We start from the raw sequence: 21,168 nt of genomic DNA, 5'->3' as shown, positions 1-21,168 counted from the left end.
TGCACGAATGGTGTAACCATGGCCACGCTGTCTCCACCCGAGACTCAGTGAAATTGAAATCGCAGTGAAGATGCTGTGTACCCGCGGCTAGACGGAAAGACCCCGTGAACCTTTACTACAGCTTGGCACTGAACATTGACCCTACATGTGTAGGATAGGTGGGAGGCTTTGAAGCAGAAACGCTAGTTTTTGTGGAGCCGTCCTTGAAATACCACCCTTGTAGTGTTGATGTTCTAACGTTGGTCCCTAATCGGGATTACGGACAGTGCCTGGTGGGTAGTTTGACTGGGGCGGTCTCCTCCCAAAGAGTAACGGAGGAGCACGAAGGTTGGCTAAGTACGGTCGGACATCGTACGGTTAGTGTAATGGTAGAAGCCAGCTTAACTGCGAGACAGACACGTCGAGCAGGTACGAAAGTAGGTCATAGTGATCCGGTGGTTCTGAATGGAAGGGCCATCGCTCAACGGATAAAAGGTACTCCGGGGATAACAGGCTGATACCGCCCAAGAGTTCATATCGACGGCGGTGTTTGGCACCTCGATGTCGGCTCATCACATCCTGGGGCTGAAGTCGGTCCCAAGGGTATGGCTGTTCGCCATTTAAAGTGGTACGCGAGCTGGGTTTAGAACGTCGTGAGACAGTTCGGTCCCTATCTGCCGTGGGCGTTTGAGAATTGAGAGGGGTTGCTCCTAGTACGAGAGGACCGGAGTGAACGAACCGCTGGTGTTCGGGTTGTCATGCCAATGGCACTGCCCGGTAGCTACGTTCGGAACTGATAAGCGCTGAAAGCATCTAAGCGCGAAGCAGGCCTCGAGATGAGTTCTCACTAGACTTTTAAAGTCTCTGAAGGGCCGTTGAAGACTACAACGTTGATAGGCAGGATGTGGAAGTGGTGTGAGCCATTAAGCTAACCTGTACTAATTACCCGTGAGGCTTAACCATACAACGCCAAACGCGTTTTATGACAGCGTAACAGACAGAAGTTAAGTTACTAAAGTAGACAATTACTTGATATCAGAATTCCAGATTTTAGTTAATTGCCAAGGCGATTAACAAACCAAATTTGCTTGGTGACAATAGCGTTTTGGACCCACCTGACCCCATGCCGAACTCAGTAGTGAAACGAAACAGCGCCGATGATAGTGTAGCAGCTGCTATGTGAAAGTAGGTCATCGCCAGGCTCCAAATAAGAGAAAGCCCGATTCGAAAGAGTCGGGCTTTTTTGCGTTTGGAGCTGTCAGCCAGGTAGGTTGGGTAGAGCGGAGCGAAACCCAACATAATCCATATGACCCTCTTCATAACCCATGGTTAATACCAACCCGCAATAATACTTAATCATTTTGAGGGATAATACCATTCCGCATAAAGATTAAATCAATTTATACCAATCCGCTTAATTAAGTAGTCTATTTTGAGGCAATAAAACCTCGTTGATAACAAGGCAAAAATTTCGTTATTTAGTTGTTCTAAATGAGAAATTTTTAACGCAGTTAGCGACAGGTTTTATCCCTCAAAATGATTAAGTATTATTGCGGGTTGGTATTAATCCATTCCCGATTGCACATTTTCTTCACTCGATCCGGGATTGAAATAAAGTGATTCCACGCCTTTGAAACTTCATCGACAATTTCGTCATAGCCTGAAAACACTCTATTTGATAAACAATGTTGTCGTATCCAACTCCATACTTGCTCTATTGGATTTAGCTCTGGTGAATAAGGTGGGAGCTTTATCAGGGTTAGGTTTTTAAATTCTGCAGCTGTATCGTATGTGTGCCAGCCTGCGCCATCTATTATCACGACAGCGTGTCTTCCAACAGGTGTCGCGTGTGATATCTGGCGCATATGCTGCGTCATTGCTTCTTTATTTACGAATGGGCTAACTAACGCTTCTGTTTCGGTTTGTGGCTGGACATACCGCGCCAAATAAGTATCCATAGTCAAATTGCTGTTGTTTTACAATCCGTGGCCGAGTGCCTGTTTCAGCCCAAATGCGCGTAGTCGGATTTTGCTGGCCAAATCGTGCTTCGTCCTGAAACCATACGTCGATCCGATCAAGAGGAAGGTGTCCTGGTGTGTGAAGGATCGTTTCCAGCTGGAAGTTTTTTAAAAGCCTCTTGGCTCTGTAATGATTGTTTTGGGTGTTTAGAGCGGCTTGTGATCCAACTAAAGCCAAGTTGCTTTAGAATTTTATAGACATGATTTAAGTGGTAATGAACACCAAATTCAGTGTGAATGTAATGCACAATGTCTTCACCGGTAAGGCGGCCACCACGTAGTTCTGTGTTCGTGCGCTTTATAAATTCAGACAGTTGTTCAAGTTGCCGCTGTTGCAGCCTTGATGGACGTCCTTGAATAGGCTTATTGTCTAAACCATCAAGCCCATACTCTAGGTAACTAGAAACCCATTTATTCACACTACTTCTTGCAGTGTTTAGACGTTTTGCAATATCGGTTCGGCTATTACCCTCATAAAATAAAGACACTGCGAGCAATCGCATGCGTTTTCGTGCGTTTGGTTCTTTTCGAGAAAGCGCTAAAAGCTGTTCAGATATGTTTGAATTCAATGTTATTAGCCGGTGATTTTATATAGCCTATATTAGATCAGATATTTAAGCGGAATGGTATCAGCTTTCAGCCGTCAGACTTCAGTTGAACTGCGGGGTTGCCCTGTACAAAGTCACCCTCAGCAACAAAACCCCGTAGGCACTTCAGTGCCGAATCTAGACCATAACAAACACATTCATGGCTGAAGCCATTCCTAAAAGTACACTTTGTCTAGAACCTAGAACCTCCGGCAGAGGGAGACGCAGCCCCAAACACCCACACCGGGCGGCTGAACGCTGAACGCTGAGGGCTGAAAGCTGATAGCTCTGCGATGTGTTGGGTTTCGCTCCGCTCTACCCAACCTACGCCAGAACTTAACACTTTACTCTTTCTAACTCGCTAATTAGCGACTAAAAAAGCCCATACTCTTCGGTTTCTTCTGCTTCGTGGCGCATGAGGTGTTCTGGGCGGAAGATGGCGCTTGGGTCTAATAGTAAGCTGTGTTTATGCTTCATTTTAATTAGCCCGCGCATCATGTTTTTAGTTTGTGGGTCAACATCAAAACCAACAGAGGTAAGCTGCTCTAAAGGCTTGATATCTTCTTTCTTAACATTAATATTGTCTTCGACTTTATCGACCAGAAGCCCTATATGAGGTGTTACACCGTCTTTAGTTGTAAAAATGATGATTGGCTTGTAATCAAGGCTTATCTGCTCTCGGTTCATTCAAACAACCGGTTTAGCTGATTAAGAGTTTGTCGTTTTTTTTCTTCAAATAAAATAATTACAGAATCTTTTGACTGTGTTTTCCGTACTTCTAAAAGTTCGCTAGCCATAACATGTAGTGCATGGTAGGGCTTTTCAAGTTTGGCAACAATGCTCTTAAGATCTTCATTATCAGTCTCGAAATCTTTGTACCAGCGACTAAATGAGGACTTACTTGGATTTAGCGAATTTGTGAAGGATGTTCCAGTAGATAGGTTGTTTTCTAATACATTGAGCCATTCTAAGTGCTCTTTTTCTCTTTCAACTAATAATTCTGAAAGCGCGGCATTTACTTCGTATGTTGACCTGTTATTTAAAACTACTCCCAAATCAAATATGGGGGTCGGCGTGTCCATATAATCTTTGACCCCGATAAAGCTCTTATTTTCATTGGGCAATGACGTTAAATTACCCTCATAACGTTCAGTTAGAAGAATATCAAGAATTTTTAATGAAATAGTCTTGTGCCCAACTCGGAAATTAATCAAATCCATATTTCCCTCAAAGCCTTGTTAAGTCTTTATAGCATAGAACATTATTATGTTTTTAGTGATGGATTTACAAAATTACTTTTTGAAATAGGAGCGGTAGATTTTTTTATTATTTCCAGCACTATGACTATTAAATAAATCAGCGAATTCAGATGTGTCAGTGAAGAGGTGAGTTAGCTCGGTCAGCAGACATTGATTGTTTAGAGGCGTTGGGCATTTTTGGGCAGCGCTAACCAATGCTACGGCATTCAAATAACCTTCAAATATAATTCTATTCGCACTCGTGTGATAAGGTTCGATATCTTCAATAAATTGCTTACACCAAGAGTTTTTACAGTTATTAGGGTCAGGTACTACTTCAGTGACCATAATGTTGGCGGGCTGTTTAACTCGCTGATATAAATCATGGCTCGAAACGAAAGACACCGAAGTATAGTCTGGGTTGAAGCTTTGTTTGTTTGCTGCATTAATGAATTCAGCGAGAGGCTCGTAGGTGCCGACTAAACAAATTGCGGTTGCTTTACTTTCTTTTAGAAGCGCTAAAGCTTTTGAAATATCATCACTATTGCGCTTAAACCGAGCGACTTCTACAGGTTTAATACCATGTATTTTTAATGCATTAACAAGGTTGTTTTCTACCATATAGCCAAACTCATCGGCTTGGATCATCAAGCCAATTTTTTCATGCTTACGCTCTTTCACGAAATAATTAATTTGCTCTATGGCTTCATCTTGGTAGCTCGCACGAAGATTAAATACATTTGGCATTGAGCTATTATGTAAAAAATCAGCGCCTGTAAATGGCATTAGAAATGGAATGCGGTGCCTATCCAGAATAGGTTTAATTGCATGGGCTGTTGGTGTGCCCATAGAGCCAAAAATTGCATGGATCTTTTGATCAAATAAAAACTCGCGAGTATTCACTACGGTATTTTTTGGCTCATAACCATCATCAGCTAAAATCAGAATCGATACTTTGCCCATTAATACCGTTTTCTTTGTTGATTTTATTAAAGTAAATATTACTGCCAAGCGCCAGTTGTTCGCCTATTTGCTTTGCGGGTCCAGTGAGCGCAGTGGACATGCCGAGTTTAATGGTAGGCTGTGCGTGTTCAGCTAAAGCTATCTGAGGTAGTAGCAAGGTACAAATACATAAACACTTAATGGCTGTGATTTTGAAGTGATTTATAGTGAGCATACCAACCTTGCACTGCGGTTTTGAACTGTGACTCTAAGTCTTTTTTACCTGTAAAACCGGCTTCTTCGATTAAGCTATTTACAGAGGTTTGCTGTAATACTAGTCGAATAAGGATGAACTTTGTATGTTCATCTAATAAATTTAGACTAATTGGTGTGCTCCAAAGTATTTGCCATAGCAATGGCTGTACTTGGAAGAGGTTAATATCACCAGTTAACAGCCGCTCAGCTCTTGCATCTAAGGCAGAAGATAGATCACTTTTTGGTAAGCCTTTGAATAGCTCTGCAATAAGCTGCCAAGGAAGTGAGTTAAAGTGATCAAGGAGTTGCAAAGAGAAATCTTGCTTAAACTCTTCTATTAACAGTGCTGCGCTATCTGTCGTTTGCTTATCTAATGCTTTAACCACTAAGGCAGCATGTTCTGCCGTTGCTTTGTCATGACTAAATCCAAGCTTAACAACGTTGAAGCCATTACTTTGCCAAAACTTAATTAATGTCGCATTTGCGCCAAAGCTAGCACCAAAATAACTACAATTGCTTAATTGGCTTTCGCAGTGGTTTAACAGGGCTGAGCCTATACCTTGCTGATGACATTCAGGTGCAACAGCTATTCTCACGACTCTCGCTGAGTGTTTACACAAATCTTCTGTTTTTCGGCTTAATTGAGTCAGAGTTTGCGCCATTAAATGACCATGTGGTCGACGCTTTCCTCTTATAACCTGCTCTGCAATCTCAGGCGTTAAGCCACCCTCAATAGCAATTAAGCAAACGGCTTTTAATGCATTTTCTTGTTTGCAGATAGATAGCTGTAGCTCTGGGGCATCAAGCAATTGGCGTAAGTCGTTTACCGTGGTTTGATAATGAGCCAACGCCAATAGCGCCATAATTTGGCTAAGCAACTGCTCATCATCAATGAGTTGCTCTTTGCTTATGCTTTCGAATTGATATGACTCTTTACTCTGCGTTTCTAGGTATTTTGCATCAAGTAATAGTAGTTCACGTAGGCTATTTTCTAGGGGGTCATACTTGGCGAAACGAACAGGTTCATCCAAAGTAATTGCCTTTAGCGATTTAAATTGGCTACGTAAGTAATGTAAAAAACGTAACGTGTAACCACGCCCATTTCCTTCATAACCAACCATAGTGCTGGCAAATACGATCCGTGGATAACTTTTTAGGATCTGCAATAGCATAGGAACCGGAATCGCTGCTGCTTCGTCGACAAATAACAGATCGCAATCAGGTTTTTCATGTAGCAGTGTATCTGGCGCAATATAGCTAAGGTTAGCTAGTTGCTTACAGTTTTGCTCTTTGCTAACACCAAGCTCAGCGGCTAAATGCTTAAAGCTTGTTTGTACGGCTTTGGCTTGGGTGGCGCAAATTAGGATTCTTTTATCTTGAAGATTTGCTGCTGCAAGCCCTAAAGCGGCTGACTTACCACGACCTCGGTCTGCACTGATCACAAAAGGACGATTAGCGCGCCCTGTTGCGGTTTTAATAATTTGCTCAACACATGCTTGTTGTTGCTGATAATTTATCTCAGCAGTTGCTGGCGAAATAGATTGGTAAGCAGGAGGCGAGTGCTTAGTAAAATAATGTGGCTGCAATTTTAGCTTGGCGAAAAAGCGCTGATTAAAAAAGCTGTGTTTAATTGCTTCGCCATAAGAGGTAATACTTGTGAGTGCTGGGTCTTGCCAGTTATTATCATCGGGCAGCAGTAATATAAGTACACCACCAGCTTTTACGGTACCGGCAAGCGCGGCGAGTTTATCGGCATATAAACCGCTAAAACCATCAAAAATTGCGTGTTGAAACTCTTGACCAAGAATCTGGTGAGCATGTTTTGGGAACTCACTATTTGCTAATAATGAGCTGCTACTGAAAACATAGGTATTTTTTAGCGCTAATTGGTTTGCAAACTGATAGCACCAAGTTTCGCTGCCTTGCACAATGACAAGCTGGCGATGCTTTGCAATCACCAGCTCATTACATAGCGCTGTTATATACTCATTATAAGGCTTGAAGTCTTGCATACTGTGTTACAAGCCATTTACTGCCTAGATCATCAAAGTTCACTTGAATACGTGACTGTGCGCCGCTGCCTTCGTAATTGAGTACGGTTCCTGCACCGAACTTAGCGTGTAATACGCGCTGTCCTAAGTTAAAGCCGCTATCTTCAAATGCGGCATGTGTTACTGATGGACTAAAACGACCTGCCGCAGGTGGCCTTGAAACCTGTGTTTTAATACGAATTTCTTCGATACAGTCTTCAGGCATTTCGCGTAAAAAGCGTGATGGGCTGTGGTATTTTTCTTGTCCGTATAAACGGCGGCTTTCTGCGTGGCTAATATATAGTTTTTCCATCGCGCGAGTCATGCCAACATAACATAAGCGACGTTCTTCTTCTAAACGACCAGACTCTTCATTACTTTGTTGTGATGGGAACATGCCCTCTTCAACACCCACCATAAATACCAGCGGGAATTCTAGGCCTTTTGCTGAGTGCAGTGTCATCATTTGCACCGCGTCTTCGTGCTCGTCAGCTTGACCTTCGCCAGATTCTAGAGAGGTATATGCCAAAAAGCCTTGCAGTGGTGAGCTGAACTCTTCATCTTCAGGGAGTTCGTATTGACCACAAGCACTAATAAGCTCTTCTAAGTTTTCTACGCGGGCACGGCCTTTTTCACCTTTTTCAGCTTGATACATTGCCATTAACCCCGAGCTTTGAATGGCGTATTTCGCTTGCTCTTCTAAGGTGAGATCGCTGATTTTATCTTCGATATGCTCAACAAGTTCTAAGAATTTAGTCACGGCACTTGCTGCACGACCAGATAAGTGCTGCTGCTCGATAATAGCTTTAGCGGCATACCAAAGTGGCAATGACTCATTGCGCGCGCAATCACGAATGTGGCTTAGTGTTTTATCACCAATGCCGCGAGCAGGGGTGTTAATAACGCGCTCGAAAGCTGCATCATCTTGACGGTTACCAACTAAGCGTAAATACGAAAGTGCATCTTTGATCTCTTGGCGTTCGAAGAAGCGCATACCGCCGTAAATACGGTATTTTAAACCTTCTTGTAGCATTGCTTCTTCGAGTACACGAGATTGCGCATTGTTACGGTATAAAATCGCGGCGTCTTGTAATGCATTACCTGCATTTAGCCAGCTACGTAGTTTGCTGCTAACAAAGCGCGCTTCGTCTAATTCATTAAACGCAGCGTAAACTGAAATCGGCTCACCATCATTGCCGTCTGTCCACAGGCTTTTGCCCATGCGTTCAGCATTGTTTTTGATCAGCGCGTTTGAAGCTTTCAAAATTGTTGCCGTTGAACGGTAATTTTGTTCAAGGCGAATGGTTTCGGCTTCGAAGTCAGTTAAAAAGCGTTTGATATTCTCAATTTTTGCGCCACGCCAGCCATAGATACTTTGGTCATCATCACCTACGATCATAATACTGTTGGTGTTACCTGCGAGTAATTTTAACCAAGCGTACTGAATCGTATTGGTATCCTGGAACTCGTCTACCAGCATATGGGCAAAACGCTGTTGATAGTGGCGTAAAAGTGTTGGGTGGTTTTTAAGTACTTCGTAGCAGCGCAGCAGTATTTCTGCAAAGTCGACTAAACCTGCACGGTCACAAGCCTCTTGATATGCAGCATAGACTCTCAGCATCATTTGCTCATTAATATCGTAGGCTTGAATGTCTTTAGGGCGCAGACCTTCATCTTTTTTCGCGCTGATATACCAACCAAACTGTTTTGCAGGCCACTTTTTATCATCGATGTTCATCGCTTTGAGTAAGCGTTTGATCATACGTTGTTGATCGTCAGAATCTAAAATTTGAAAGCTTTCAGGCAAGTTCGCTTCACGGTGATGGGCGCGTAAAATACGATGAGATAAGCCGTGGAAAGTACCAATCCACATACCGCCAACCGGTGCTTTTAAGGTTTCTTCTACACGAGTGCGCATTTCTTTCGCGGCTTTATTTGTGAAGGTTACCGCAAAGATACTGTATGCAGAAGCTTGCTCAACTTGCATGAGCCACGCGATGCGATGAACAAGTACTCGAGTTTTACCAGAACCTGCACCTGCAAGTACTAGCATATTTTGCAATGGGGCTGCGACTGCATCCCGTTGTTTGTCATTTAAGCCATCGAGTAATTCAGAAACGTCCATCGTTACGCCTTTTCAATCTATAATGGGTGGAGTATAACAGGTGTTTATGCAAGGCTAAATAAAATACTGTTTTTATAAACAGCTATTTTGGCAAGTCATTAAAATTGAAGTATTAAAATTGTGAATTTGACCGATTTTTAGCAAAAAAAACTAAAATCAAAATAACGCTACTTTTTAACACTTTGATTTGTAAGCCATAATAAGTTGGCATAAAGTGTGTTTACTAAAAGTATAATCATTAAAAACTACAGAGGTTAGTATGGCAGAGCAAGGTTCTGGCGGTAATGTAATCGCAGCAATATGTAATATCTTTTTTCCTGGTTTAGGGCAATTGGTACAAGGCCGTTTAATGGCGGCTATTGCATTCTTTTTAGCATGGGTTATCAGTGGGGCACTAATTTACGTTGCAGTTGGCTTTATTCTACTGCCAATCGTATACCTATGGGCGATTATTGATGCTGCGCGCTTCAAATCGCGACTCTAGCTATTTTAAATAGCATAAACACGAGCGCCCCGTTGGCGCTCGTGCTGATTTAAGACTACAAAACTCGCCACGTTTAGCTGCAAACGGTATAATTAGCAGATAACGTATTAAGAGTACCCTCCATGGAATATCAATTTATCCGCGATCCTATTAGCGGTTTACGCATTAAAATCTCCTCTGAACATGCCGTCATAGGCCGTTGGCTAAACGAAGAAATCGGTAAAGAAAAAATCGCGATGGTACAAGCATTAATCTCCGCGGTTAAGAGCAGTCATGAGCCTTTAACCTTACAAGGTCAAGAAATTGATTTGATCTTAAGTAAAGACGAAGCGCTATTCGAAGCACATGCGTTACATCAAGACAACGAAGACTTAGTTGCCTACCAAGATGATGATTTAATGCTTGAAGAAGAAGGCTTGTGTAGTGGCTGTGGTTTTGAAGACTTTGTTGATTTAATTGAATCTTGGCAAGAATTTACACAAAACCGATAAGCAGAAGCATATTCTGCTTATCGATTACTAAATTATTGCTCGCTCACTGATTTAACAGCGGCTAGTAATAAATCTTCTGTTAAGCGTACTTTGTAATTTGGGTTGGCGTATTGAAAATTAACTAACCCATTAGTGTCTATCACAAACACTGCAGGTACGGGTAACGCTACTTTCACTTCGCCCTCTAACGAGACAAAGTTAACCCCAAGTTTGTTGCGGTAAATCTTTGCTGTTTTGTCATCTAAGTAAAACGCTAAACCTAACTTTTGTGCCAACAAAAGGCTGTCGTCAGACAATAATTGATAGTTTGGTGAAGTAATTTTTGATTCAGCGAGCTTTTCAGGACTATCTGGCGAAACGGCAATTATTTGTGCTCCTAAATCCGCTAGCTCTTTCTCAATTTTTTGGACATTGGCCAATTGCTTTGAACAATATGGGCACCAGCCACCACGATAAACAATGAGCACAGTCGTTTTTTCTTTAAAACGCTCAGCGAGTGAGACGGTTTTACCGTATTGATCTTTTAACTCAATATTTGGCACTGCTAAGCCGGGTAATAATGGGCTAACTTGCTCTGCTGATTCGGCAATATTGGTTGCAGTCGCAGCAATAACTTGGCTTGATAGTACAAATAGTGCACTAATGAGTAGAGATTTAAACATAGGCTTCCTCGGTTATTTTTATCAACTGCAGAGCAGACCTGATCATATGTGTTTTTATTTCATCAATGACAAAATTATCTGTAGTATATACATAATTGAAAATGCAAGTTGGGATAAAGAATGTCTGCTAATTTACAAAAACTCGTTGTTATGCTCGAGATGCAAAATGCGATGAATACTAAAGTTCATGAGCAATGGTTTAGCCAAGGTTTTGAATGGTATCGTGCAATTTGGGTTGAGTGTGCTGAAATGCTTGACCACTACGGTTGGAAGTGGTGGAAAAAACAAACCCCAGATACAGAACAAGTTATTTTAGAGTTAGTTGATATTTTCCATTTTGGTTTATCTTTACGTATTGATGGTGAAACCAGCTATGAGCAGTTAGCTGCGCAACTTGAATCTGAGTTAAATGCACCAGTTCAAGCCGATGATTTTAAACAAACACTCGAAGTGTTAGCCGCGTCAGCTGTTGCTGAAAAGAGTTTTAATGCCGCTGCATTTGCAGGTTGTATGGCGCAAATCGGTATGGATATCGATGACTTATACCGTGGCTACGTTGGTAAAAATACCTTGAACTTCTTCCGCCAAGATCATGGCTACAAAGATGGTAGTTATATCAAAGTGTGGAATGACCAAGAAGATAACGAGCACTTAGTTGAAGTGGTAAAAAGCCTAGATACAGAGCATGCAGATTTTGCAAAACTTGTATACCAAGGCTTAGAGCAGCGTTACCCGAAGTAATTATTTAACGGGTATAAACTCGCGAAAATCGATGGTCGATAAAAAGCCATCGAACTGTTTATGCGGTTGCTGACTATCAGGGTTGGCAACCGCAAGTATATGACCAATACCAAACTCTTTTGCCGCATCTAGCACGGCGGGGCTGTCATCCACAAATAAAGTCCGTTCCTTATCAAACTGCCATTCTTGATGTACTTGTTGCCATAATGGTTGATGCTCTTTACTCACGCCATATTGGTGAGTTGAGATCACCCCATCTAAGTAATTATCGATAGCAGTGTGTTCAAACTTTAACATGGCACAATCTGGGTGCGCGTTAGTAAGCATGATCAATTGCTTGCCTGCTTTTCTAAGCTCAGTTAAGAACGGCGGAACATCTTCACGAATTCTGATTAAATGTTGAATGTCACGTTTCAGTGCCATAATTGGTAAATCAAGTTGCTGCTGCCAATAATCTAAACAGTACCAATTAATTTGTCCGTGAACTTGTTGATAACGATGTAAAATGTCAGCTTTTGCTGCGTCTAAACTGATTTTATGTTTACGCGCATATTGCTCGGGAATAACGGTTAGCCAAAAGTAATTATCAAAATGCAAATCAAGTAGGGTGCCATCCATATCTAACAACACAGTATCGATTTTTGACCAATTTAACATAGGCAATTCACTTTAAAAGATTTATGATGAGCATAACTGCCATGATAGCAAATTAATGCCAATGACACAGAAAAAGCATCCTACACCACCGCAAATTTTGTCTAATGAAGTTGTCGCTAAAAGTCGACTATTTACTGTTGAGTCTCTCGAATTGAAGTTTTCAAATGATGAACAAAGGCAATACGAAAGAATTCGTGGCGGTGGCAGAGGTGCAGTGATGATAGTGCCAGTAACGGCCGATAACGAACTGTTATTAGTGCGAGAGTATTGTGCAGGCACCAATGATTATCAGTTGGGTTTTCCAAAGGGCTTAATTGATCCAGGTGAAACACCACAGCAAGCTGCAGACCGGGAGCTGAAAGAAGAAGTTGGTTTTGGTGCTAAGCATTTCGCTGAACTAAAAAAAGTCAGCATGGCGCCAAGTTACTTTAATGCCACTATGCATATTTTGTATGCTGAAGATCTCTACCCTGAAACCTTACCTGGTGATGAGCCAGAACCGCTTGTCGTTGTAAAATGGCCAATAACTGATTGGCAATCATTATTGCAACAAGAAGACTTTACTGAAGCACGAAGTGTCGCAGCTTTGCTATTATTAACAAAGTACTTAGAGTCGGGAGCGGGCAATGAATGATTTTTTAGAACCGTGTATTCGGTTAGCTGAGCAAGCAGGCGATGCCATTATGGCCATTTATCAGCAGGATGATATTGGTGCTGAGCAAAAGTCAGATCATACTCCGGTCACCAAGGCTGACTTAGCATCAAATGATGTATTAATGGCGGGTTTGAAGAGCATAGCCCCCGATATTCCAATTATGTCAGAAGAAACCCCGATCCCAGCGCTGGCAGATAGAAAAGATTGGCACCGTTATTGGTTGCTTGATCCTATGGATGGTACCGGGGAGTTTATACTTGAAAGCGGTGATTTTGCAGTCAATATCGCTTTAGTTGAAAATAATCGCCCAGTGCTGGGTGTTATTCATTGGCCAGCGAAACAAGTGACTTATTTTGCAAGTTATCAAAATGGCGCATTTAAACGTGAAAATGGCCAAGATCAACAAATTTCAGTAGCAACACCCGATAATTTAACCTTAGCAGTAAGCCGCAGGCAAAAAATTGAAGCGGTCAGTCAGTATTTAAACACTCAGTTTGCGACAGTAGCATTAGGCTCATGCTCATTAAAAGCCTGTATTATTGCAGAGGGTAAAGCTGATTGCTTTTTACGTATAGGACCCACTGGCGAGTGGGATACTGGTGCGTCACAAGTGATTGTCGAAGAGGCCGGTGGCTGCATTACCGATGCTGAATTCAATCCGTTAACTTACAATCAACGAGAAAGCACAGAAAACCCTGATTTTATCGTGATGGGTCACCCCGATTGGGAGTGGCAAAAAATGATTAGTCCTCATCAGCGTGCATTTTAACTTTGTTTTGTGTGCTTTTTGTTCGCTTGAGTTAAATTTGTCACTATAACCCTTGATTTCTAATCTTATTGCTATATGATAGCGCTCTCTCTGAAACAGGGCGTCGTTAACATGCTCATGTTACTTAGAGATTACAGGCGCGGGATGGAGCAGAATGATAAATCATTCGTCGGACTCGCTAATACCTGAAGTCGAAGGTCGTCGGTTTAAATCCGGCTTCTGGGACTCTAAACATACAGGCGCGGGATGGAGCAGCCTGGTAGCTCGTCGGGCTCATAACCCGAAGGTCGTCGGTTCAAATCCGGCTCCCGCAACCAATTTTTAAAAGATTGGTGTAATGTTGGAACTATAAAGGTCGTCGTCACGGCGTGAGGCATTCACTCTTCACCTTCACAGCTCCCGCAACCAACTTCTTAAATTAAGTGAGAAGTAAAATAAACTTAATATTCAGGCGCGGGATGGAGCAGCCTGGTAGCTCGTCGGGCTCATAACCCGAAGGTCGTCGGTTCAAATCCGGCTCCCGCAACCAATTCTCTGAATTGAAAGCCAAGTTGTCATGTAAAGCAACTTTAAATAAATCTACAATTTCAGGCGCGGGATGGAGCAGCCTGGTAGCTCGTCGGGCTCATAACCCGAAGGTCGTCGGTTCAAATCCGGCTCCCGCAACCAACTGAAATTGAAGATTAAAATTAAATGAGTTTGATAAGTAGGCACGCGAAAGCGTGTTTTTTTATGCCTGAAATTCAGGTTCAGAGCCGAAGGTCGTCGGTTCGCTCTCAAAATTCACAGCTCCCGCAACCAACTGAAATTGAAGATTAAAATTAAATGAATTTGATAAGTAGGCACGCGAAAGCGTGTTTTTTTATGCCTGAAATTCAGGTTCAGAGCCGAAGGTCGTCGGTTCGTCCTCAAAACTCACAGCTCCCGCAACCAACTGAAATTGAAGATTAAAATTAAATGAATTTGATAAGTAGGCACGCGAAAGCGTGTTTTTTTATGCCTGAAATTCAGGTTCAGAGCCGAAGGTCGTCGGTTCGCTCTCAAAATTCACAGCTCCCGCAACCAACTGAAATTGAAGATTAAAATTAATTGAGTTTGATAAGTAGGCACGCGAAAGCGTGTTTTTTTATGCCTGAAAAAGTAAGTCTTAAGTAATCATATCACAATCATTTTGAAGCCGAATCGTGTTATTTGTAGGCTTTAGCCAAGGCGCTACTTTAGCGCCGAAAAACATTTCACGGCTAAAGTCGTTCCATGTTTTGATGTAGGCGTGAAATTTATTTCGCGCGTTATCTTTTGAATATTGCGCGATATAAAATCGCGCCTACAATGCTCGCTTACCGCTATGATAACTCACGCCTAGCATGCTTAAGGTAAGCTTGTAGACTTTCTTGCCAAAGTATTAGGGCTTCGGTTAATAGTTCTTTTAAGGGCTTGTTATCAAGTAACTTACGTTCGATGCGCTTCAGCTCTGTACCGTATCGATTAAATCCTAGCTGCAATGCTGTGCTTGCTTGACGGTGAATCAGTTTGATGCACTGCTCTTTATCATCATCTACAAGTTGTTGACAGCGAATGAGTTTATTTCTAGCAGATAAAACAAACTCATTGTAAATCGATGATACCTCATCCTCGCTGAATGAGCTTATCAATGTAGCAGCTGCCGTTTCATCGTAAAGTGTATCTCGTAATTCCACCGCGATACTCGCAGATTGGTTTGTTTGTGAATCGCTCAGAGCTTGACGTAATTTCTGCTGCTTTATTGGTTTGCCTACAATATCTTTTATACCTAGTGATAAATACTCTTTTATTTCATCTGGACTGAGGCTAGCGGTAAATGCTAATACTGGCGTGCGTTGATTTAAATGGTCGATATTTTTTAGCTTTTTTAAGACTTCTTGCCCTGTTAAATCAGGCAAATTCATATCGAGTAATACCACATCAAAGTGATGTTTTTGCATCAGTTCAATCGCGCTATTGCCATCTTTTGCAAGTTTTATCTTGTGCTCATCATCAGCCATAAATTCGATGGCAATTTTCTGATTTAAATCGAGATCTTCAACTAATAACACGTCTAAAGGTCAGTAACATAATCCTTTGATTGGTGACGCTGTTCAACTAGGCTAAGCTCACCAATAGCAAGTGAAATATCAAAGCTGAAAGTACTGCCTTTTTTAAGCTCACTTTCTATGTTGAGTTTACTGCCTAACTTTTCGAGTAGCCGGCTGGTAATTGCTAAGCCAAGGCCTGTGCCTCCTTTCTCTTTACCTGCACTACTTTGCACGTATGGTTCAGTGAGGTAGGCTATTTCTTCATCTTCAATACCAGGGCCTGAGTCAATCACACTTACTCTAACTAGGTGGTCTAGTTGGCCTTCATTAAGAAGCTTCACATGAATCTTTACGGCTCCTTGGTCAGTAAACTTAATTGCGTTACCTACTAAGTTTATAATAACTTGCCTGAGTTTTTGTTGGTCGCAGTAATAACATGCCTGTTCTGGCAAATCATATATCAACTCAAACTTTAAGTGTTTTTGTTCTGCTAGGGGGCTGAGAAGTAGGCAAAGATTATTTAGCCAAGTTTTAAACTCAACATCCTCTTCATAAAGTGCTTCATCTCGTTGATCTAAGCTGGCGTAGTCGAGAACTTTATCTACTAATAAATTTAATGATTCAGCGGAGTTAATAATTGCTTCGCAATAAGGTTTATCACGGGGGTCACTCGATTGGTTCATGATCAACTGTGCACTACCTAAAATACCGTTTAACGGTGTGCGAATTTCATGACTAATAGTTGATAAGAACAAACCTCTTATTTCTAAATCTTTATGGGCTTTTTCGGTGAGTTGATTAAGGTTTTGCTCACGCCTTTCATTACATAGTAGTGCCATGCCTGTAGCATAGAACATTGGAGCTATTACGCCATTAATAAATAAAGTGAAACTAAACCAGTCTGCAGATAATAGGTTGGCGGTTGTAATATCTCCCATCATTAAAGTACGGCCAGTAAACACCGCTAGGATAATGCTGAGAATTAAAATATAAACAATACTGCCATTAGGGTAACTTTTACGGCCATTACGAATAAACAAAGCCAGTAAAAACAATGATTCAACAATATGTTGAAGGTCAGAAACCAATATTCGGCTGCGTAACTCTGCGCTGTCAGTAGCAAGGTAAATCATAGTGATAGCTAAAGCGACTGTGATCGAAACAAAGGTTTTAAAGCCAACGCATTTGGCATTCAAAAACTGACAAATTGCGAGTACATGGATGATTGAGGCACAAAACAGTAGAGTATTTGCAATGGCAACACTGGCAAGGTTATTAATATGGCCATGTAGTGCAAAACTCATTACTGATGCAAACATCACAAGTGGATAAAAAATATAGAGTAAGGTGCCCGGAGTCTTATTGTTGGTTCGCCAAGTAAGGTAATTAAGAAGGGTCATTACTGCCATCATGGCAGCGCTGGCGTAATATAAAGTAGCTGAGTCGAGCATTGTATTTCCAGTGTTTGGCAATCAGTTTGAGCATAAAGTCAATTACAGTGATTAGCAACCAGAAACAAAAACAGACGCAGTAGCGTCTGTTTTAACAAGTAGGGTATTTCGTTTAACGAATTTCGTCAGGAATGTTTTGCTGAGCCCAAGATAGTAACTCAATACGATTACGACACTTAGTTTTTCTAAATGCACTGTATAAGTGAGTTTTCACTGTATGCGGACTAATACTTAAATCTTCAGCTATTTCTTTGTTTTTCGAACCTTTACTCATTAATGAAATAATAGCTTTTTCACGTTTGGTAAGCTTAACTGGTTCGATATCACCGTCTGTTAATTTATGTAGTGCGTCTTTGTTAAACTGCAACATACGGTTAAGTGCATTACACATAATATCACGACGGTACCAGAGTTGGTCTTCAAGTAACAAACGAATGCCTTTCATTAGCACATCGGCGTTATCCGTGGTGTAAAATACACCTCTTATGCCACTTAGAAGAGCGCGATTAGCTAGTTCTGGGTTTTCATCTAGATTAAATAAAACAATATCGCATTTAATTCGTAGATTAACTAATTGCTCCTTTAGTTTTCCCCACGGATCTGTACTTGACGTTTCAATGAATAGCAATCGTGTGCCTTCAGGTACTTCAGAAATATCAGTACCAGTTGTCACAGTAAGTCCTTGTGTTTTTAACAATGGTTCTAATACATTTACACCAATCGTGTTAATCGGTTCTGGATCTAATAATAAAAAGGCTGAACTACTCATATTTATTCACTCTTGAAAAAAGTTGACAATTGCATCCTATCACGCAATCCACCCCTTTCGTATTAGAAATTTCTGAGACTTGTGCAGGAAAAGTACAGTTTGTGTCTATTTTGTGTCAAAAAATACAGCTAGTTAACTAATTGCAATACATTAACTAGCTGATCTGTCACTATTATAGACAAAAACAGTATCTTTGTTCTACCTTTTGCATATTTTTACATACTAAAATATTAGAGATTGGTTTTCTTCTTGTCTTGATACGGAGGCCAGCCCATTGTTTTACCTGCCAGCATATGTAGGTGTATATGGTACACAGTTTGTCCGCCATGGTCATTACAGTTCATTACGACGCGAAAACCGTCTTCACTAAAGCCAAACTGTTTGGCAAGTTTGGCAGCAACCACATATAAATGACCGACTAAAGATGCATTTTCTTCTGTAACATCATTAATCGTCGCTATTGGTGTTTTTGGAATGATCAGCACATGAAAAGGGGCTTGTGGGTTAATATCTTTAAAAGCTAAAGACAACTCGTCTTCATATACAATCTCAGCAGGGATCTCTCGGTTAATAATCTTTGTAAAAATAGTCTCTTGGCTCATACTTAGCTCTCTTATAAATGTGGTTAAATGACCGCCCACTAATGACAAACTTTATTTGCAGTGTCAAACTGAAACTGCCGTAAATTGAACAACCAAGGAGTGAACATGCGTAAGTTAGTATTACTGAGTAGTGCGTTAATGCTATTAAATAGTTTAAGTAGTGTCGCTGAGACTATTCACTTTCCAGAAGAGTTTGTACCTTTACAAGTCGGAGAGCGACTTATTGAGCAGTCGTTTTTCAGTCGTGTTGACGATGTTGAACTTGCTCCTGGTACTTACCAAGTGAAGATGAAATATACCGATCTTTACGAGCAAGGTTATGATGACCACCAAGTTGTTGAGTCAGAGCCATTCTGGGTTGAGCTCACAGTAGAGAGCGGCAAAGACTATGACCTAGTGTTTAATCGTGCCAGTAATGCTGTTGCGGCAGAAGTGTTTGCTGAATCACCGCAAGTAAGCTTAAAAGCCAAGGGCAGTGAACTTGCTGTGCCACTATCGATAGTTAGCTATCGTGCATCTAGCGCGCCTGCACAAGCTGTAGCCAGTGCCCCAGTTGCTGCTACAAGTACAAGCAACAAGCCTGCGACTGCTGTCCCTGTCACATTGCCTGCAAAAGTACCCGGCGGACAAGCGGGTTTGAAAAATATGCCAAGTGCGGCTGCGATGCTTGAGTTTTGGTGGCAACAAGCAAGCCCAGAAGAGCGCCGTGCGTTCTTACAAAAAGTAAGTAACTAATAAAATAATTAAAAAAGGCGCTGATTGCAGCGCCTTTTTTGTGTTTGATGACTTACTTTGCAAATAAGTCGTCAACAGTACCTTGTGCAAGTGGGTGGTAACCCGGACGTGCTTTTAAGTACACATCATGCGCCCAGTCTTTTTTACCGTTTTTAATAAGTGCTTTATAGAGTGGCACAATTAATTTACGACGACCGATGCCTGATAGATGTTCATCAAGCGCTGGGTAAATTGGTTGATAACCATTACCTACCGCTAGCATAAACCATGCGAAAGCACGCTCAGCATTAGTTGACTGTGTAAGGTTGAATTGATTATCAAGCTCAGTCATTTTTTCAATGCTTAAATCGCGAGGTAGGTTATTCAAAAAGTGTAGCCACTCGTGAACTGACCAATCCGCTGTTGGTAACTGGGCTGCACTAATTTCGCCGTTTAACCATGTTTTGGTTACAGCATCAACTTTATCGAAAGCATCAGACGTTGGGTTAGGGGCATCGCTTGGTAAACCAGGCTCAAAGATCCACTCATTAACTTTATCCATGCTCACAACGCCTGGATATTTTTCGATCAAGTTAGCTTTTAAGTAAGTAACAAATTGCGCTGTTGTAAGAGACTTAAACGCAAATTGGTCAAAGTAACCCTTTACGAATGGGTCAAACTTATCACGGCCAAATTTGTTTTCTAGATAGATTAAGAAAAGCTGACCTTTAGTGTAAGGCACTGAGCTAAATGCATCATCAGGATCGCGGCCATTAAGCTTTAAGTTAAGGCGTGTATCTGGTGCTGGCAGAGTTTTAAGTAATGCGCGTAAGCCCGCTGCATCAAGCGCTTGTTCCATAACTGCACGGTCACGACCAAACACTTCTTCCATAATGCGGTTTTCAACGTAAGACGTGAAACCTTCGTTTAGCCATAAATCTTCCCATGTCGCATTGGTTACTAAGTTACCAGACCAAGAGTGAGCAAGTTCGTGAGCAATTAGGTTTACTAAGCTTTTATCGCCAGCAACAACCGTTGGTGTAATGAATGATAAACGTGGGTTTTCCATGCCACCAAATGGGAAGCTTGGCGGTAGCATTAATAAGTCATAACGACCCCATGCGTATTCGCCATACATCGCGTTAGTTTTATCGATCATCGCTTGAGTGTCGTTAAACTCAGCAACTGATGCATCTAAAATTGTTGGCTCAGCAAAGATACCTGTTTGCTTAGACATAGCTTTAAATTCTAAATTACCTGCACCAATTGCGATTAAGTATGGCGAAATTGGTTGTGGCATATTAAATAGGTAATCGCCGTCTTTATAAAGTGCATCTTTGTTATCAGCACTCATTACCGCACGAATGTCTTTAGGAGTGTGAATACGTGCCGAGTAGGTTACACGCATTGCTGGCGTATCTTGTACTGGGATCCAACTACGAGCATGAATTGCTTGTGATTGGCTGTACATAAATGGGTGTGACTTACTGGCTGTTTGCTCTGGTGTTAACCACTGTAAACCTGAAGCTTCTGGGCGGCTGTTGTAGTAAATACGTGCTTTAACCGCTTGGCTTTTAAATTTAATTGTTAATTTTGAGCCCTTTACGTCATCACGTGCAGCAAGGGTGAAGTCAGCTTTGTGCCAGCTGCCTTTTTGATCTTGATACATTACTTTGTCGATATCTAAATCGCGTGTATCAAGTACCAGTGTTTTGCTTGTTGCGTTGTGCCAATCTAGCGTATGCTCAACAAAACCTTCTAGTTGTTTGTCATCAAAATCAACATCTAAATCTAGTAGTAGGTGAGTGGTTGTTACGTCATCTAAGTTTGCGTAAGTGTGCTGGCTGATTGCATCTGCAGTTGCTTGAGAGCAAGCACCGGCCATAGCAAGACTTAAAAGTAATGGTTTAAACTTCATAATAACCCTGGAACGGAAATGAAAAAGAGC

Annotated in this window: 14 protein-coding genes, 3 tRNA genes, 2 rRNA genes and 3 pseudogenes (1 of these 22 running past the window's edge); 11 read left to right on the top strand and 11 right to left on the bottom strand. The window is 41.5% G+C overall.

All coding sequences use genetic code 11. The annotated features are described in order from the left end of the window. Nucleotides 1-942, top strand: a 23S ribosomal RNA gene (locus tag ACRWSG_RS08355) (it extends 1,941 nt beyond the left edge of the window). A gap of 124 nt (nucleotides 943-1,066) precedes the next feature. Further along, nucleotides 1,067-1,181, top strand: a 5S ribosomal RNA gene (gene rrf / locus ACRWSG_RS08350). Between the two features lie 345 nt (nucleotides 1,182-1,526). Here the strand turns inward: rrf and ACRWSG_RS08345 are convergent. The 5 genes and pseudogenes from ACRWSG_RS08345 to uvrD all read right to left on the bottom strand — a co-directional run bounded on the left by ACRWSG_RS08345 (nucleotide 1,527) and on the right by uvrD (nucleotide 9,174). Then, nucleotides 1,527-2,500 (bottom strand): annotated as a pseudogene (locus tag ACRWSG_RS08345) (IS630 family transposase). Nucleotides 2,501-2,956: 456 nt separating this feature from the next. Beyond that, nucleotides 2,957-3,804 (bottom strand): annotated as a pseudogene (locus ACRWSG_RS08340) (chemotaxis protein CheW). A 72-nt stretch (nucleotides 3,805-3,876) separates the two neighbouring features. Continuing rightward, nucleotides 3,877-4,833, bottom strand: a complete 957-nt coding sequence (locus tag ACRWSG_RS08335; protein WP_462166054.1) for an ABC transporter substrate-binding protein — start codon at nucleotides 4,831-4,833, stop codon at nucleotides 3,877-3,879. Between the two features lie 128 nt (nucleotides 4,834-4,961). After that, nucleotides 4,962-7,031, bottom strand: a complete 2,070-nt coding sequence (locus tag ACRWSG_RS08330) for a GNAT family N-acetyltransferase (protein WP_300546007.1) — start codon at nucleotides 7,029-7,031, stop codon at nucleotides 4,962-4,964. Continuing rightward, entirely contained in the window at nucleotides 7,009-9,174 is a 2,166-nt protein-coding gene (gene uvrD / locus ACRWSG_RS08325) for a DNA helicase II (protein WP_462166053.1), read from the bottom strand. Before uvrD ends, ACRWSG_RS08330 begins: the two co-directional genes overlap by 23 nt. A gap of 259 nt (nucleotides 9,175-9,433) precedes the next feature. Here uvrD and ACRWSG_RS08320 point away from each other — a divergent pair, with 259 nt between their 5' ends. Together ACRWSG_RS08320 and ACRWSG_RS08315 are read left to right on the top strand one after the other, a co-directional pair. Next, a complete protein-coding gene (locus tag ACRWSG_RS08320; RefSeq protein ID WP_054554878.1) occupies nucleotides 9,434-9,658 on the top strand; it encodes a hypothetical protein in 225 nt (74 codons plus the stop codon). Between the two features lie 122 nt (nucleotides 9,659-9,780). Next, complete coding sequence (locus ACRWSG_RS08315) at nucleotides 9,781-10,149, top strand: YacL family protein (protein ID WP_462166052.1); 369 nt, start codon at nucleotides 9,781-9,783, stop codon at nucleotides 10,147-10,149. 32 nt (nucleotides 10,150-10,181) lie between these two features. On the opposite strand, the gene ACRWSG_RS08310 is transcribed toward ACRWSG_RS08315, so the two are convergent. After that, complete coding sequence (locus tag ACRWSG_RS08310; protein ID WP_054554876.1) at nucleotides 10,182-10,811, bottom strand: peroxiredoxin-like family protein; 630 nt, start codon at nucleotides 10,809-10,811, stop codon at nucleotides 10,182-10,184. Nucleotides 10,812-10,931: 120 nt separating this feature from the next. Between ACRWSG_RS08310 and ACRWSG_RS08305 the strand changes: the two genes are divergently transcribed. After that, complete coding sequence (locus ACRWSG_RS08305) at nucleotides 10,932-11,552, top strand: dUTP diphosphatase (protein WP_462166051.1); 621 nt, start codon at nucleotides 10,932-10,934, stop codon at nucleotides 11,550-11,552. Here ACRWSG_RS08305 and yrfG read toward each other — a convergent pair whose 3' ends face one another. Then, entirely contained in the window at nucleotides 11,553-12,209 is a 657-nt protein-coding gene (gene yrfG / locus ACRWSG_RS08300; RefSeq protein ID WP_054554874.1) for a GMP/IMP nucleotidase, read from the bottom strand. It lies immediately after the preceding gene. A 61-nt stretch (nucleotides 12,210-12,270) separates the two neighbouring features. On the opposite strand from yrfG, the gene nudE reads away from it, so the two are divergent. The 5 genes from nudE to ACRWSG_RS08275 all read left to right on the top strand — a co-directional run bounded on the left by nudE (nucleotide 12,271) and on the right by ACRWSG_RS08275 (nucleotide 14,302). Continuing rightward, on the top strand, nucleotides 12,271-12,843 hold the full coding sequence (nudE, locus tag ACRWSG_RS08295; protein WP_171037179.1) for an ADP compounds hydrolase NudE: 573 nt from the start codon (nucleotides 12,271-12,273) through the stop codon (nucleotides 12,841-12,843). Further along, nucleotides 12,836-13,633 carry a 3'(2'),5'-bisphosphate nucleotidase CysQ gene (cysQ, locus tag ACRWSG_RS08290; RefSeq protein ID WP_054554872.1) on the top strand — a complete coding sequence of 266 codons (798 nt, stop codon included), beginning with the start codon at nucleotides 12,836-12,838 and terminating at the stop codon, nucleotides 13,631-13,633. The genes nudE and cysQ overlap by 8 nt, the downstream gene beginning before the upstream one ends. 240 nt (nucleotides 13,634-13,873) lie before the next feature. After that, nucleotides 13,874-13,950 (top strand) — tRNA-Met (locus ACRWSG_RS08285). A 135-nt stretch (nucleotides 13,951-14,085) separates the two neighbouring features. Next, nucleotides 14,086-14,162 (top strand) — tRNA-Met (locus ACRWSG_RS08280). Nucleotides 14,163-14,225: 63 nt separating this feature from the next. Next, a tRNA-Met gene (locus ACRWSG_RS08275) sits at nucleotides 14,226-14,302 on the top strand. A 674-nt stretch (nucleotides 14,303-14,976) separates the two neighbouring features. On the opposite strand, the pseudogene ACRWSG_RS08270 reads toward ACRWSG_RS08275, so the two are convergent. The 3 genes and pseudogenes from ACRWSG_RS08270 to ACRWSG_RS08260 all read right to left on the bottom strand — a co-directional run bounded on the left by ACRWSG_RS08270 (nucleotide 14,977) and on the right by ACRWSG_RS08260 (nucleotide 18,506). After that, nucleotides 14,977-17,135 (bottom strand): annotated as a pseudogene (locus ACRWSG_RS08270) (ATP-binding protein). A 112-nt stretch (nucleotides 17,136-17,247) separates the two neighbouring features. Next, nucleotides 17,248-17,904: a helix-turn-helix transcriptional regulator gene (locus tag ACRWSG_RS08265; protein WP_054554870.1), complete on the bottom strand. Its 657-nt coding sequence runs from the start codon at nucleotides 17,902-17,904 to the stop codon at nucleotides 17,248-17,250. A gap of 230 nt (nucleotides 17,905-18,134) precedes the next feature. Beyond that, on the bottom strand, nucleotides 18,135-18,506 hold the full coding sequence (locus ACRWSG_RS08260) for a histidine triad nucleotide-binding protein (RefSeq protein WP_462166050.1): 372 nt from the start codon (nucleotides 18,504-18,506) through the stop codon (nucleotides 18,135-18,137). A 105-nt stretch (nucleotides 18,507-18,611) separates the two neighbouring features. On the opposite strand from ACRWSG_RS08260, the gene ACRWSG_RS08255 reads away from it, so the two are divergent. After that, entirely contained in the window at nucleotides 18,612-19,241 is a 630-nt protein-coding gene (locus ACRWSG_RS08255; RefSeq protein ID WP_166339846.1) for a DUF2057 domain-containing protein, read from the top strand. 52 nt (nucleotides 19,242-19,293) lie between these two features. Here the strand turns inward: ACRWSG_RS08255 and ACRWSG_RS08250 are convergent, their stop codons facing one another. Next, entirely contained in the window at nucleotides 19,294-21,138 is a 1,845-nt protein-coding gene (locus ACRWSG_RS08250) for a M1 family metallopeptidase (RefSeq protein WP_054554867.1), read from the bottom strand. Between the last annotated feature and the right edge of the window lie 30 nt (nucleotides 21,139-21,168).

Source organism: Pseudoalteromonas sp. GB43 (assembly GCF_054923805.1).
This window is presented reverse-complemented; position numbering and strand designations above follow the sequence as displayed.

Coding starts and splice junctions, on each gene's coding strand:
- ACRWSG_RS08330 (WP_300546007.1), bottom strand. CDS start 7,031: ATGCAAGACTTCAAGCCTTATAATGAGTATATAACAGCGCTATGTAAT.
- uvrD (WP_462166053.1), bottom strand. CDS start 9,174: ATGGACGTTTCTGAATTACTCGATGGCTTAAATGACAAACAACGGGAT.
- ACRWSG_RS08320 (WP_054554878.1), top strand. CDS start 9,434: ATGGCAGAGCAAGGTTCTGGCGGTAATGTAATCGCAGCAATATGTAAT.
- ACRWSG_RS08315 (WP_462166052.1), top strand. CDS start 9,781: ATGGAATATCAATTTATCCGCGATCCTATTAGCGGTTTACGCATTAAA.
- ACRWSG_RS08310 (WP_054554876.1), bottom strand. CDS start 10,811: ATGTTTAAATCTCTACTCATTAGTGCACTATTTGTACTATCAAGCCAA.
- ACRWSG_RS08305 (WP_462166051.1), top strand. CDS start 10,932: ATGTCTGCTAATTTACAAAAACTCGTTGTTATGCTCGAGATGCAAAAT.
- yrfG (WP_054554874.1), bottom strand. CDS start 12,209: ATGTTAAATTGGTCAAAAATCGATACTGTGTTGTTAGATATGGATGGC.
- nudE (WP_171037179.1), top strand. CDS start 12,271: ATGACACAGAAAAAGCATCCTACACCACCGCAAATTTTGTCTAATGAA.
- cysQ (WP_054554872.1), top strand. CDS start 12,836: ATGAATGATTTTTTAGAACCGTGTATTCGGTTAGCTGAGCAAGCAGGC.
- ACRWSG_RS08265 (WP_054554870.1), bottom strand. CDS start 17,904: ATGAGTAGTTCAGCCTTTTTATTATTAGATCCAGAACCGATTAACACG.
- ACRWSG_RS08260 (WP_462166050.1), bottom strand. CDS start 18,506: ATGAGCCAAGAGACTATTTTTACAAAGATTATTAACCGAGAGATCCCT.
- ACRWSG_RS08255 (WP_166339846.1), top strand. CDS start 18,612: ATGCGTAAGTTAGTATTACTGAGTAGTGCGTTAATGCTATTAAATAGT.
- ACRWSG_RS08250 (WP_054554867.1), bottom strand. CDS start 21,138: ATGAAGTTTAAACCATTACTTTTAAGTCTTGCTATGGCCGGTGCTTGC.